The 13,505-nt window shown below is 67.1% G+C and carries 14 protein-coding genes; 11 read left to right on the forward strand and 3 right to left on the reverse strand.

The window, feature by feature from the left end; genetic code table 11:
- Window positions 1–3: 3 nt before the first annotated feature.
- Genes gatB through gatC form a run of 3 tightly spaced genes read right to left on the reverse strand, consistent with a single transcriptional unit; the run spans window position 4 to window position 3,205 of the window.
- Complete coding sequence (gene gatB / locus DSM104440_RS18480) at window positions 4–1,437, reverse strand: Asp-tRNA(Asn)/Glu-tRNA(Gln) amidotransferase subunit GatB (protein ID WP_171165294.1); 1,434 nt, start codon at window positions 1,435–1,437, stop codon at window positions 4–6.
- A complete protein-coding gene (gene gatA / locus DSM104440_RS18485; protein WP_171165296.1) occupies window positions 1,434–2,921 on the reverse strand; it encodes an Asp-tRNA(Asn)/Glu-tRNA(Gln) amidotransferase subunit GatA in 1,488 nt (495 codons plus the stop codon). The genes gatB and gatA overlap by 4 nt, the downstream gene beginning before the upstream one ends.
- A complete protein-coding gene (gatC, locus tag DSM104440_RS18490; RefSeq protein ID WP_171165299.1) occupies window positions 2,921–3,205 on the reverse strand; it encodes an Asp-tRNA(Asn)/Glu-tRNA(Gln) amidotransferase subunit GatC in 285 nt (94 codons plus the stop codon). Before gatC ends, gatA begins: the two co-directional genes overlap by 1 nt.
- Window positions 3,206–3,309: 104 nt before the next feature.
- Here gatC and DSM104440_RS18495 point away from each other — a divergent pair, with 104 nt between their 5' ends.
- Genes DSM104440_RS18495 through lipA form a run of 11 tightly spaced genes read left to right on the forward strand, consistent with a single transcriptional unit; the run spans window position 3,310 to window position 13,484 of the window.
- A complete protein-coding gene (locus DSM104440_RS18495) occupies window positions 3,310–4,353 on the forward strand; it encodes a rod shape-determining protein (protein WP_171165301.1) in 1,044 nt (347 codons plus the stop codon).
- A 10-nt stretch (window positions 4,354–4,363) separates the two neighbouring features.
- Window positions 4,364–5,272, forward strand: a complete 909-nt coding sequence (gene mreC, locus DSM104440_RS18500; protein WP_171165304.1) for a rod shape-determining protein MreC — start codon at window positions 4,364–4,366, stop codon at window positions 5,270–5,272.
- Window positions 5,269–5,793, forward strand: coding sequence for a rod shape-determining protein MreD (mreD, locus tag DSM104440_RS18505; protein ID WP_171165306.1), 525 nt, complete (start codon window positions 5,269–5,271; stop codon window positions 5,791–5,793). The genes mreC and mreD overlap by 4 nt, the downstream gene beginning before the upstream one ends.
- Window positions 5,790–7,703 (forward strand): penicillin-binding protein 2, encoded by a 1,914-nt coding sequence (mrdA, locus tag DSM104440_RS18510; protein ID WP_171166086.1) that lies wholly within the window; start codon window positions 5,790–5,792, stop codon window positions 7,701–7,703. The genes mreD and mrdA overlap by 4 nt, the downstream gene beginning before the upstream one ends.
- A complete protein-coding gene (gene rodA / locus DSM104440_RS18515) occupies window positions 7,700–8,797 on the forward strand; it encodes a rod shape-determining protein RodA (protein ID WP_171165308.1) in 1,098 nt (365 codons plus the stop codon). Before mrdA ends, rodA begins: the two co-directional genes overlap by 4 nt.
- Window positions 8,794–9,693, forward strand: coding sequence for a septal ring lytic transglycosylase RlpA family protein (locus DSM104440_RS18520; protein ID WP_171165310.1), 900 nt, complete (start codon window positions 8,794–8,796; stop codon window positions 9,691–9,693). The genes rodA and DSM104440_RS18520 overlap by 4 nt, the downstream gene beginning before the upstream one ends.
- Window positions 9,694–9,697: 4 nt before the next feature.
- Complete coding sequence (locus DSM104440_RS18525) at window positions 9,698–10,816, forward strand: D-alanyl-D-alanine carboxypeptidase family protein (protein ID WP_171165312.1); 1,119 nt, start codon at window positions 9,698–9,700, stop codon at window positions 10,814–10,816.
- 5 nt (window positions 10,817–10,821) lie between these two features.
- Window positions 10,822–11,694 (forward strand): D-amino acid aminotransferase, encoded by an 873-nt coding sequence (locus tag DSM104440_RS18530; RefSeq protein WP_171165314.1) that lies wholly within the window; start codon window positions 10,822–10,824, stop codon window positions 11,692–11,694.
- On the forward strand, window positions 11,678–11,956 hold the full coding sequence (locus tag DSM104440_RS18535; RefSeq protein WP_171165316.1) for an HP0495 family protein: 279 nt from the start codon (window positions 11,678–11,680) through the stop codon (window positions 11,954–11,956). The genes DSM104440_RS18530 and DSM104440_RS18535 overlap by 17 nt, the downstream gene beginning before the upstream one ends.
- Window positions 11,957–12,003: 47 nt before the next feature.
- Window positions 12,004–12,558, forward strand: a complete 555-nt coding sequence (gene lipB, locus DSM104440_RS18540) for a lipoyl(octanoyl) transferase LipB (RefSeq protein ID WP_246212176.1) — start codon at window positions 12,004–12,006, stop codon at window positions 12,556–12,558.
- Window positions 12,540–13,484, forward strand: coding sequence for a lipoyl synthase (gene lipA, locus DSM104440_RS18545; RefSeq protein WP_171165321.1), 945 nt, complete (start codon window positions 12,540–12,542; stop codon window positions 13,482–13,484). Before lipB ends, lipA begins: the two co-directional genes overlap by 19 nt.
- Window positions 13,485–13,505: the final 21 nt, after the last annotated feature.

Genomic DNA, 13,505 nt, shown 5'->3' on the forward strand with positions numbered 1-13,505 from the left:
GGCTTACTGAAGCTTCCTGCGCAGCGTCTCGTTCACCTGCGCAGGATTCGCCTTCCCCTGCGTCGCCTTCATCACCTGCCCCACGAGGGCGTTGAACGCCTTCTCCTTGCCCGCGCGGAAATCCTCGACCAGCTTCGCGTTCGCCGCGAGCACCTGGTCGACGGCTGCATCGATCGCGCCTGAATCCGAGATCTGCCGCAGGCCCCGCTGCGCAATGATCGCGTCCGCGTCGTCGCCGGATTCGGCGAGCGCGTCGAACACTTCCTTCGCCATCTTGTTGGAGAGCGTGCCGTCGGCGACGCGCTTCACGAGCCCCGCGAGGCGCGGCGCGGAAACCGGCGAGGCCGACGCATCGAGCTCTTTCCGGTTGAGCAGCGCCGAGACTTCTCCCAGAACCCAGTTCGCGCACAACTTCGCTTCGACGCCCGCGGCACCGAGCACTTCCTCGAAGTAATCGGCGAGCTCGCGCGAAGCGGTGAGCGTCGTGGCCTCGTAGCCGGTGAGGCGCAGGTCGCGCTCGTAGCGCGCGCGCCGCGCCGAGGGCAGCTCGGGGAGCGCATCGCGCACCTTGCCGATCCACGCCGGGGAAATCTCGAGCGGCAGCAAATCGGGGTCGGGGAAATAGCGGTAGTCGTGCGCGTCCTCCTTCGAGCGCATCGAGCGCGTCTCGTCGCGATCCGGGTCGTAGAGGCGCGTCTCCTGCACGATCCGCCCGCCGTCCTCGAGGACCTCGATCTGCCGGCGCACCTCGTAGTCGATCGCCTTCTCGAGGAAGCGGAAGGAGTTGAGGTTCTTGATCTCGCAGCGCGTGCCCAGCTCCGCGCCCCAGCGGCGGACCGACACGTTCGCGTCGCAGCGGAAGGAGCCTTCCTGCATGTTGCCGTCGCAGATGCCGATCCAGCGCACGAGCCCGTGCAGCGCCCTGGCGTAGGCGACCGCCTCTGCACTCGAGCGCATATCGGGCTCCGTGACGATCTCGAGCAACGGCGTGCCGGCGCGATTGAGATCGATGCCGCTCATGCCGTGGAAGTCCTCGTGCAGGCTCTTGCCCGCGTCTTCCTCGAGGTGCGCGCGCGTCAGGTTCACGCGCTTCTCCGCGCCGTCGACCACGATCGTCAAATGCCCGCCGGCGACGACCGGCAGCTCGTACTGGCTGATCTGGTAGCCCTTGGGAAGATCGGGATAGAAGTAGTTCTTGCGCGCGAAGATGCTGCGCGGGGCGATCGTCGCGTCCACCGCGAGCCCGAAGCGGATCGCGCGCTCGACCGCGCCCTGGTTCAGGACGGGCAGCGTTCCGGGCAGCGCGAGGTCCACGGGTGCGGCCTGCGTATTTGCGGCCGCGCCGAACGCCGTCGACGCGCCCGAAAAGATCTTCGACGCCGTCGTCAGTTGCGCGTGCGTTTCCAACCCGATGACGACTTCCCAATCGGCCCTCATCCGCGTTTATCCGCGTTTATCTGCGGATCCCCGGGTTTTCTTTGGTGCCAATCGGTCGCCTGCTGGAACGCATGTGCCGCTGCAAGCATCCGCGCTTCATCAAAATAGTTGCCGACGATCTGCAATCCCACGGGCCGCCCCTTGTCCCCGAATCCGCAGGGAATCGACAGCCCCGGCAATCCCGCGAGGTTGATGGGGATGGTGTACAGGTCGTCGAGATACATCTTCACCGGATCGTTGTTCTTCGCACCCAGATCGAACGCCACGCTGGGCGCGGCAGGCCCGGCAATGAGGTCGCACTGCTTGAAGGCCTCGGTGAAATCGCGCGCGATGAGGCGCCGGATCTTCTGCGCCTGCAGGTAATACGCGTCGTAGTAGCCATGCGAGAGCACGTACGTGCCCACCATGATGCGGCGCTTCACTTCGGCGCCGAAACCCTGCGCGCGCGTCTTCTTGTACATGTCGAGGAGGTCGGTGTAGCCCTCCGCGCGGAATCCGTAGCGCACGCCATCGAAGCGCGAGAGGTTCGACGACGCCTCGGCCGGAGCGATCACGTAGTACGCGGGAACCGACAGGCCCTGGTTGGGAAGGCTCACCTCGACCACGGTCGCGCCGAGCTTCTTGTATTGCTCGATCGCCGCGAGGATCGGCTCGGCGACGTCCCTGGCGAGGTCCTTCGAGAAGTATTCCTTCGGAAGACCTATCCGAAGTCCCTTCACACCCTTCACGCCTTTCTCGAGCGCGCCGACGTAGTCGTCCTTCGGCCGGTCCATGCAGGTCGAATCGCGCGGGTCGAACCCGGCCATCACCTCGAGCATGATCGCCAGATCCTCCGCGGTCTTGCCGAGCGCCCCACCCTGGTCGAGCGACGAAGCGAACGCCACCATGCCGTAGCGCGAGACGCGCCCGTAGGTCGGGCGAATGCCGCTCGTGCCGGTGAACGAAGCGGGCTGGCGAATCGAGCCCCCCGTATCGGTGCCGGTCGCGGCAGGTGCCAGGCGCGCGGCGACCGCGGCGGCCGAGCCGCCCGAACTGCCGCCGGGCACGGCCGTGAGGTCCCACGGGTTCTTCACCGGACCGAAGTGCGAGTTCTCGTTCGACGAGCCCATCGCGAACTCGTCCATGTTGGTCTTGCCCAGCAGCACCGCGCCCGCGGCGTTGAATTGCTCGATCACGTGCGCGTCGTAGGGCGCGATCCAGTTGCCGAGGATCTTCGAGCCGCAGGTCGTGCGCCAGCCGTCGGCGCAGAAGAGATCCTTGTGCGCGATCGGGATGCCGGTGAGCGGCCGCGCCTCGCCCCGGGCGATGCGGGCGTCGGCGGCCTTCGCCTGCGCGAGGCTCTTGCCGGGGTCGACCGTGATGAAGGCGTTGAGCGAAGCGTTCGCCTGCTCGATGCGCCCGAGGAATGCGCCCGTGAGCTCCACGCTCGAGAATTTCTTCGCGGCGAGCCCGGCGGCGAGCTCCCTGAGCGTCGAGTCGTGCATCACTCGACGACCCGGGGGACCAGGTACAGGCCTTCTTCGACCTGGGGTGCCACTTCCTGGAACTTCGCGTGCTGGTCGGACTCTGTCACTCGGTCCTCCCGCAGCCGCTGCACGACGTCCTGCGGATGCGACATGGGCTCGACGCCGGAGGTGTCCACGGCGCGCATCTGCTCGATCATCGCGAAGATGCCGTTGAGCTCTTGCTGCAGTGCAGCAGCCGCGCCGGCATCGACTTCGATGCGCGCCAGGTGGGCGATGCGCTGGACTTCTTCAAGGGAAAGCATAAGAAAGTGCTGCTAAGGCCTTAATTCGCTGGCGTTTCCGCGCTATTATAAAGCCCCCCTACACCCGGGGACGAGCAACACCCCGAAACACGTTACGGATCAAGATGTTCTCCTTCGTTTCCAAGTACTTCTCGACCGATCTCGCGATCGATCTCGGCACCGCCAACACCCTTATTTATGTCCGCGGCAAAGGCATCGTCCTCGACGAGCCCTCCGTGGTGGCTATTCGGCAAGAGGGCGGCCCGAACGGAAAGAAAACGATTCAGGCGGTCGGCCTTGCCGCCAAGCAGATGCTCGGGCGCACGCCGGGCAACATCACGGCCATCCGCCCGATGAAGGACGGGGTGATCGCGGACTTCACGATCACCGAGCAGATGCTCAAGTACTTCATCAAGAAGATCCACGACAACCAGTGGTTCCGCCCGAGCCCGCGCATCGTGATCTGCGTGCCCTACGGTTCCACGCAGGTCGAGCGCCGCGCCATCCGCGAGAGCGCGCTGGGGGCCAACGCCTCGCAGGTCTTCCTGATCGAGGAGCCGATGGCCGCCGCGATCGGCGCGGACCTTCCGATCGCCGATGCCACGGGCTCGATGGTCGTGGACGTTGGTGGTGGCACCACGGAAGTCGGCGTGATCTCGCTCGGCGGCATCGTGTACTCGGCCTCCGTGCGCGTCGGCGGCGACAAGTTCGATGAAGCCATCATCAATTACATCCGCCGCAACTACGGGATGCTGATCGGCGAATCGACTGCGGAGAACATCAAGAAGCAGATCGGCTCGGCCTTCCCCGGCAGCGAAGTGCGCGAGATGGAAGTCAAAGGCCGCAACCTCGCCGAAGGCATTCCGCGCTCGTTCACGATTTCCTCGAACGAGATCCTCGAAGCGCTGACGGACCCGCTCAATTCCATCGTCTCGGCCGTGAAGAGCGCGCTCGAGCAGACGCCGCCGGAGCTTGGCGCCGACATCGCCGAAAAAGGCATGGTGCTCACCGGCGGCGGCGCGTTGCTGCGCGAGCTCGACCGGCTCCTCATGGAGGAGACGGGCCTGCCGGTGGTGGTCGCCGACGACCCGCTCACCTGCGTCGTGCGCGGCTCGGGCCGCGCGCTCGAGGAGATGGACAAGCTGGGAACCGTCTTCACCAACGACTGACGGGCATGGCGTGATCGGAGAGCCGCCCCCGTTCTTCCATCGCGGCCCCAGCCCCCTCGCGCGGGTCACGTTCTTCGCGCTCGTGGCGATCGCCACGATGATCGCCGACCACCGCTTCCAGGCGCTCGAAGCGGTTCGCCTTTCCCTCTCGGTCCTCGCCCATCCCGTCCAGCAGATTGCCGCCCTCCCGGGTGAAATGTTCGGGCGCGTCGGCGACTACTTCGCGAGCCAGGACCGGTTGATGCGCGAGAACCAGGACCTGAAGGTCAAGCTGCTCGAGCAGGCCGCCGCGGCCCAGCAGGCGACACTCCTCAAGGCCGAGCAGGAACACCTGCTCGCGATGGAAAAGGGAAAGAGCCGCTTCGACACGCACGGCGTGCTCGCCGAAGTGCTCTACGGCGCGCGCAATCCCTTCACGCGCAAGATCGTCGTCGACAAGGGCCTCACGCACGGCATGCGCGCCGGGATGCCGGCAATCGACGGCGAAGGCGTGGTCGGCCAGATCACCGCGGTGGGCACGTTCACCAGCGAGGTGACGCTGCTCACGGAGAAGGGCCAGTCGGTCCCCGTGATCATCACGCGCAACGGCCTGCGCGCGATCGCGGTGGGCTCGGGCAAGGATGGCGCGATCGAAGTGCCTTTCATGCCCGCCTCCGCCGACATCCAGAACGGCGACCTCTTCGTGACCTCGGGTATCGACGGTACCTATCCGCCGGGACTCGTCGTGGCGAAGGTCACCGGCGTGGAGAAGAACGCCGCGTTCATGTTCGCGCGCATCGCCGCGCGGCCCTCCGCCGGCGTGGACAACTTCCGCTACGTGATGATCCTGCCCACGCCCGCCGCCGGGCCCGCGCCGCCCGACGCGAAGGGCGAAGAGCGCAAGGCCACGGGCCGCGATCGCCCCAAGGGCCGCCGATGAGATCGTCCGACCTCACGCCGCTCGCGCGCGACGTCATGCGCAACCCCGCCAGCGGGGGCTATGTCATTGCCTCGTTCTTCGCGGCGTACGTGCTCGCGGTCATGCCGGCCTCCGGCACGTGGCTGCTCGCGCGCCCCGATTTCGTCCTGCTGGTGCTGGTCTACTGGGCGCTGCATGGCCCGCGCCACGTCGGCCAGGGCATCGCGTTCGCGCTGGGATTGCTCATGGATGTCAGCGACTCGATGCTGCTGGGCCAGCACGCGTTCGCCTATGTGATCGCCGTGTTCGGCGCTCAGGTGCTGCGCGTGCGCATCCTCGCGTTCCCGTTTCCCGCGCAGACGCTGCACGTGGCCGGCATCTTCATGGTGGCCGCCCTCGTGATGCTGTTGCTCAACCTCCTGCTGGGCGCCGAGTTCCCGGGGCTCGCGTTCTTCATCTCGCCCCTGCTCACGGCGCTGCTCTGGGGCCCGGCCTCGTGGGTCCTCGCGATGCGCCGCTCGCGTTCCGAGTCGCCGACATGATGCTCGGCCAGGCGCTGCGCGACCAGCAGCGCGAGCTCGTCGTCTTCAGGAATCGCCTGCTGCTCGCGGGCTTCGGCATCCTCGCGGCCTTCGGCATCCTCGCCACGCGCTTTGCCTGGCTGCAGGTCGTGCAGAAGGATCACTACCACACGCTCGCCGAGGCCAATCGCATCTCGGTCGTGCCCGTCGTGCCCAACCGCGGCATCATCACCGACCGCAACGGCGAGATCCTCGCGGCGAACTTCTCGGCCTACACGCTCGAGATCACGCCGGGGCGCGTGGCCAACGTCGAGCGCGCGATCGACGAGCTCGCCGAGGTGATCGAGGTCACGCCGCGCGACCGCCGGCGCTTCCGCAAGCTCCAGGAGGAAAGCAAGAACTTCGAGAGCCTGCCGATCCGCACGCGGCTCTCCGAGGAGGAAGTCGCGCGCTTCGCGGTGAACCGCTTCCGCTTCCCGGGTTTCGAGATCAAGGCGCGCCTCTTCCGCTCCTATCCGCAAGGCGAAGTCGCCTCGCACGCGATCGGCTACATCGGCCGGATCAACGAACCCGACGTGAAGCGCATCGAAGCGCAGGGCCTCGCCACCAACTACAAGGGCACCGACCACATCGGCAAGCTCGGCCTCGAGGGCGCGTACGAGAAGGAGCTGCACGGCCTCACCGGCAGCGAGCAGGTCGAGATCGACGCGGGCGGGCGCGCCATTCGCGCGCTGTCCCGGAACGAGCCGATCTCGGGCAACAACCTCCAGGTCACGCTCGACCTCCAGCTGCAGAAGGTCGCCGAGGAAGCCTTCCAGGATTATCGCGGCGCGCTCGTGGCGATCGACCCGAAGACGGGCGACGTGCTCGCCCTCGTCTCCAAACCCGGCTTCGACCCGAACCTCTTCGTCGACGGCATCGACCCGGTGAACTGGGACGCGCTCAACAACTCGCCCGACAAGCCGCTCAACAATCGCGCGTTGCGCGGGCAGTACCCGCCGGGCTCGACCATCAAGCCGTTCCTGGCGCTCGCGGCACTCGAGTACAAGAAGCGCACGCCCGAGTTCGCCATCTCCGACCCGGGCTTCTTCACGCTGCCCGGCGTCGCGCACCGCTATCGCGACCACAAGGTCGGCGGCCACGGCAGCGTGAACCTGCACAAGGCGGTGGTGGTTTCCTGTGACACGTATTTCTACGGGCTCTCGAACGACCTCGGGATCGACAACATCCACCGCTTCATGACGCAGTTCGGGTTCGGCGCGCGCACGGGCATCGACATCGAAGGCGAGCTCACCGGCATACAGCCCTCGACCGAATGGAAGTGGCAGCGCTTCAAGCAGAAGTGGTACTCGGGCGACACGATCAGCGTGGGCATCGGCCAGGGCTACTGGCTCACGACCCCCATGCAACTCGCCGCCGCGACCGCCACGCTCGCCAATGACGGCGTGGTCGTCCATCCGCGGCTCCTGAAGGCCGTGCAGGACTCGAAGACGCAGGAAGTGAAGGCGCTGCACCAGCCGATGGGCGAGCGCCTGCCGTTCAAGCCCGAGCACCTCGCCCTCATCAAGAACGCGATGATCGACGTAACCAAGCCCGGCGGCACGGCCGCGCGCGCGGGTGCGGGCGCGCCGTACACGATCGCCGCGAAGACCGGCACCGCGCAGGTGATCGGCATGAAGCAGGGCGAGAAGTACGACGAGAAGAAGGTGAAGGAAGTGCACCGCGACCACGCGATCTTCATCGCCTATGCGCCCGCCGAGGATCCGAAGATCGCCCTGGCGCTGCTCGTCGAGAACGGCGGCCACGGCGGCTCGACCGCCGCCCCGATCGCGCGCGAGGTCTTCGACTTCCACCTGCTCGGCAAGCGCCCGGCCAAGCGCCAGAAGCTCGGCGACGACGAACCCGGCGAAGTGCCGCCGCCGCCGCAATGATCGGTCGCATCTTCGATCTCTTTTCGCGGCGCATCGACGGCCCGCTGATGGCCGCGCTCGCGATCCTGATCGCGCTCGGCCTCACCGTGATCTACTCGTCGCAGGGCGGCGCCTCCTTCGACCGCGTCATCCTCCAGTCGCGCAGCCTCCTCGTGGCACTCGCAGCCCTCTGGGTCGCGGCGAACGTCCCGCCGCAAACGCTGCTCAGGCTCGCGGTGCCGATCTACTGCGTGGGGCTGGCCCTCCTCATCGGCGTCGCGCTCTTCGGCGACGTGCGCAACGGCGCGCGCCGCTGGCTCAACCTCGGCTTCACGTCGATCCAGCCCTCGGAGGTCATGAAGATCGCCGTGCCGCTGGTGCTCGCGTGGTACTTCCACCGCCACGAGGAGGGGCTGCGCCTGCGCGACTTCTTCGTCGCGACCGTTCTTCTGGCGCTTCCCGTGGGACTGATCGCGCGCCAACCCGACCTGGGCACGGCACTGCTCATCTTCGCCTCGGGCTTCTTCGTGATCTTCCTCGCCGGCCTCTCCTGGAAAGTGCTCGTGGGGCTGGGTGCCTCGGGACTCGCGAGCCTGCCGTTCCTCTGGTCGATGATGCATGACTACCAGCGCCAGCGAGTCCTCACGCTCATCGATCCATCGCAGGATCCGCTCGGCGCCGGATACCACATCATCCAGTCGACGATCGCGATCGGCTCCGGGGGCGTGCTCGGCAAGGGTTGGCTCAACGGCACGCAGGCGCAGCTCGAGTTCGTGCCCGAGCGCTCCACCGACTTCATCCTTGCGGTGTACGGCGAGGAGTTCGGGCTCGCGGGCACGGTCGTGCTGATCACGCTCTACCTGCTGGTGATCGGCCGCGGCCTGATGATCGCCGCCAATGCCTCGACCGTGTTCGCGCGGCTGCTCGCGGGTGCCATCACGCTCACGTTCTTCACGTACGCTTTCGTGAACATGGGCATGGTCAGCGGAATCCTTCCGGTGGTGGGCGTGCCGCTGCCGCTCATCAGCTACGGCGGCACGGCGCTGCTGTCGATGCTGATCGGCTTCGGCATCCTCATGTCGATCGCCACGCACAAGCAGTTGGTGTCGAGTTGAGGGCGGGCTTCGCGGTCCTTGTCGCCGTGCTGCTCGCGACCGGGCTCGCCGGCTGCGGCTCCACGCCGAAGAAGGACGAACCGCGCAAGCCTTCGTACTACTCCGACGACGGCCCACCCGACAAGACACCCGACAACCTCGCGTCGATTCCCGATGCGGTGCCGCGCGACGAGCCCTTCCACCGCTTCGCGAACCGCCCCTATACCGTCTTCGGCCGCAGCTACGCGCCGGTCGTGAACAACGACCCGCTGAAGGAGCGCGGCATGGCCTCGTGGTATGGCAAGAAATTCCACGGGCAGAAGACCGCGAGCGGCGAGGTGTACGACATGTTCGCGATGACCGCGGCGCACAAGACCCTGCCGCTGCCGAGCTACGTGCGCGTGACCAACGTGCGCGATGGGCGCTCGGTCGTCGTGCGCGTGAACGATCGCGGCCCCTTCCACCAGGACCGGATCATCGACTTGTCGTATGCGGCGGCTTCGCGCATCGGGATCGCGGGTCCGGGCAGTGGGCTGGTCGAGGTCGAGCGGGTTTTCGCCGGCTCGCGCGTCGAGGTGGCGAAGGCTCCCGCGTCCTCTGTGGCTCCGCCGTCGCGCACGGTTGCCACGCCGCTTACGCCGCCGCCGGTGATCGTCGAAACCGCCGTGGTCGCGCGCGAGACGGACGGCGCACTGTGGCTGCAACTGGGTGCGTTCGGAAGCGCGGAGAACGCCGAGCTCTTCCGTGCGCGCATGGCCCGCACGCTCACCTGGAACAACGAGCCGCTCTCGATCGCCGTGCACGACGGCCTGCATCGCGTGCGCATGGGTCCGTATCGCAATCGCGAGGAAGCTTCCGCGATCGCCGACCAGGTTCGCGAGTCGCTCGGGTTCGCGCCCGCGATCTCCGCGCGGTAAGCCCGTGCTGCGCCTGATCGCGTTTCTCGCGTGCGCCTGCGCTTTCTCCGCGCTGGCCCAGGTTCGCCCGCCGCCGCTCGCAGTGCGCGCCTTCGCGCTGGTCGATATCCAGAGTGGCGCCACGCTCGCGAGCCAGGCGGAGGACGACCACTTCGAGCCCGCGTCGCTGGCGAAACTGATGACGGCCTACGTGGTGTTCGATGCGTTGCGCGCCGGCAAGCTGCAAACTGCGCAGCCGGTGATCGTCGCGTCCGCCGCACCGACGGCCCCCGGCGCGCGCATGTATCTCGAGGCCGGCATGACCGTCCCCGTGGAGGACCTGTTGCGCGGGCTCATCGTCGCTTCCGCCAACGATGCGGCGGTGGCACTCGCCGTGGCCACGAGCGGCAACGAGGAATCGTTCGTCGAAGCCATGAACACGCAGGCGCGCAGGCTGGGCCTCGCGAACACGAAGTTCGTGAATGCCACGGGGCTGCCCTCGCGCGAGCACCACATCACGGCGCGCGACGCGGCCGCGCTCGCCTTCGCGTTGCTGCGCGACTTCCCCGAGCGCCAGCCGCTCTTCGCACAGAAGGAGTTCACGTGGGGCGGTTTCCCGCACGCGAGCCGCAACCGCCTGCTCGCCATCGACCCCGCGGTCGACGGGCTGATGTCGGGTTTCACCGAGGGCGCGGGTTACTCGCTGGCGGCGAGCGCCACGCGGGGCGATCGGAAGCTCGTGGGCGTCGTGCTCGGGGCGCAGACCGATGCGCTGCGCACCGCCGAGACGCTGAAGCTCCTCAATTTCGGTTTCCTCTCCTTCGAGACGCGCCGCCTGTATCGCAAGGGCGCGGTGGTCGGCACGCCGGAGATCTTCAAGGGCACGCGCGCCGTGCTCCCGGTGGGCTTCGATCGCGACGCCTGGCTCACGCTGCCCAAGGGAAAGTTCGACGGGCTTCAGGCCGTGCTGCAGACGCAGCAGCCCTACGTCGCTCCCTTTGCCCGAGGGCAGAAAGCGGGGATAATGAAGCTCACCCGCGACAACGCGCCGCTCGCAGAATTTCCCGTCGTCGCGCTCGAGGAAGTTCCGGTTGCCGGGTTCCTCACTCGCGGGTGGGACACCCTCCGCCTCCTCTTCCGGTGACGACCATGACCTCACCCATCGCGCATTTCAACGGCGCGTTTGTTCCCCTCGACGAGATCCGCATCTCCCCGCTCGACCGTGGCTTCATCTTCGGCGACGGCGTGTACGAAGTCGTTCCCGTCTACAACGGCGAACCCCTGCACGGACGCGAGCACTTCGAGCGCCTGCAGCGCTCGTGCGACGAGATCCGCCTGAAGAACCCGCACACGGTCGACGAGTGGATGGCGCTCACGAGGAAGCTGCTCGAGTCGCATCCGGGCAACCAGTCGGTGTACGTCCACGTCACGCGCGGCGTGCCGAGCAAGCGCGACCACGTGATCCCGACGGGCCTGAAGCCCACCGTCTTCATGATGTGCTATCCGCTCGCCTCGCCCTCGAAGGAACAGATCGAGAACGGCGTGGCGTGCACGACGGCCGAGGATTTCCGCTGGACCAAATGCCACATCAAGTCGATCTCGCTGCTGGGCAACGTGCTCGCGCGGCAATCGTCGGTCGATGCCGGTGCGGTGGAGACCATCATGTTCCGCAACGGGTTCCTCACCGAGGCTTCGGCCTCGAATGCCTTCGTGGTGAAGGGCGGCACGGTGCTCGCCGCACCGCAGGACAACATGATCCTGCTGGGCATCACCTACCAGCTCCTCGAGAAGCTCGCGAAGGACGGCACGCTCAAGCTCGAAGTGCGCCCGGTGAGCGAAGCCGAGGTGCGCGGCGCCGACGAGATCTGGCTCTCGTCGTCGACGAAGGAAGTCCTCGCGGTCACGTCGCTCGACGGCAAGCCCGTGGGCACCGGCAAGCCCGGTCCCGTGTTCAAGCGCATGCACGCGCTCTACCAGGAGTACAAGGGCCGTCTGGGACGCAAGGATGCAGTCGCCGCCTGATCCGTCCCAGTCGCCGCTCCAGTTCCCGACCGTCTTCCCCATCAAGGTGATGGGGCGGCGCGAGGACGGCTTCGCACAGGTGGTCTCGGAGATCACGCTCAAGCACGCGCCCGACTTCCACCCGGAGACGATCGAGATGCGCTCGTCCAAGAACGGGCGCTACATCTCGTTCACGGTGACGATCAACGCGAAGTCGCGCGAGCAACTCGACGCCCTCTACTCGGAGCTTTCGAAGCATCCGATGGTGTTGATGGTCCTGTGAGGGTTCGCCACCTCGGGTTCGTGGCCTACGAGCCGACACTGCGCGCGATGCGCGACTTCACTGCCGCGCGCATCGCCGATACGCCTGACCAGATCTGGGTCCTCGAGCATCCGCCCGTCTACACGCTCGGTCTCGCGGGCCGCGCGCAGCACGTGCTCTCGCCCGGAGTGATTCCCGTCGTGAAGACCGATCGCGGCGGGCAGGTCACGTACCACGGCCCCGGGCAGGCAGTCGCCTATGTGTTGCTGGACCTGCGGCGCCTCGGCGTCGGCGTGAAGGAACTCGTGCGCCGGCTCGAGCAGGCGGCACTCGATGTGCTTGCGGAATCCGGCGTGAAAGGCACGCGGCGCGAAGGCATGCCGGGCGTCTACGTCAACGGCGCGAAGATCGCCGCGGTGGGCCTGCGCATCGCGCGCGGTTGCAGCTATCACGGCCTCGCGCTCAACGTCGATGTCGACCTCGAACCGTTCACGCACATCGACCCCTGCGGGTATCCCGGCCTCGCCTGCACACGCCTGGCCGACCAGGGTGTCCGTGATAGCATTTCCGCAGTGCAACAGAAGCTGGCCGACGCCCTTTCCCGATGCCTGACACCGACCTGAAGCTCAAGCAGAAGCGCGAGCTCAAGACCGACCGCATTCCGATCAAGATCGTGCCTTCGGAGCCCATCCGGAAGCCCGAGTGGATCCGCGCGCGCGCCGGCGGCAGCGGCCGCTTCTTCGAGATCAAGCAGATCCTGCGCGAGGCGAAGCTGCATTCGGTGTGCGAGGAAGCCTCGTGCCCGAACATCGGCGAGTGCTTCGGCCATGGCACGGCGACCTTCATGATCATGGGCGACCTCTGCACGCGCCGTTGCCCGTTCTGCGACGTCGCGCACGGACGCCCGAAGCCGCTCGATACGGACGAGCCGCGCCACCTGGGCGAGACCATCGCGAAGCTGCGCCTCAAGTACGTCGTGATCACGAGCGTGGACCGCGACGACCTGCGCGATGGCGGCGCGGGTCACTTCGTCGAGTGCATCCGCACGGTTCGCGAGCTTTCTCCCGCGACGAAGATCGAGATCCTCACGCCGGATTTCCGCGGGCGGCTCGATCGCGCCCTCGAGATCCTGAATGCCGCGCCACCCGACGTGATGAACCACAACCTCGAGACGGTGCCGCGGCTCTATCGCCAGGCGCGTCCCGGCTCGGACTACGCGCACTCGCTGAAGCTCCTGAAGGACTTCAAGGCCGCGCATCCGGACGTGCCCACCAAGTCGGGCCTGATGGTGGGGCTGGGCGAGACGAACGAAGAGATCCTCGACGTGATGCGCGACCTTCGCGCGCACGACGTCGACATGCTGACGGTCGGCCAGTACCTGCAGCCGTCGCGCCACCATCTGCCGGTGACGCGCTATGTGCATCCCGACGAGTTCGCGATGTTCGGGCGCGAGGCGCAGGCGCTCGGTTTCGCCAATGCCGCATGCGGTCCGATGGTCCGCTCGAGCTACCACGCCGACCTCCAGGCGCAGGAGGCCGGGGCGGCATAGCCCACGGGCCGCGCATCCACG

Source organism: Usitatibacter palustris, from assembly GCF_013003985.1.
Classification (GTDB): domain Bacteria; phylum Pseudomonadota; class Gammaproteobacteria; order Burkholderiales; family Usitatibacteraceae; genus Usitatibacter; species Usitatibacter palustris.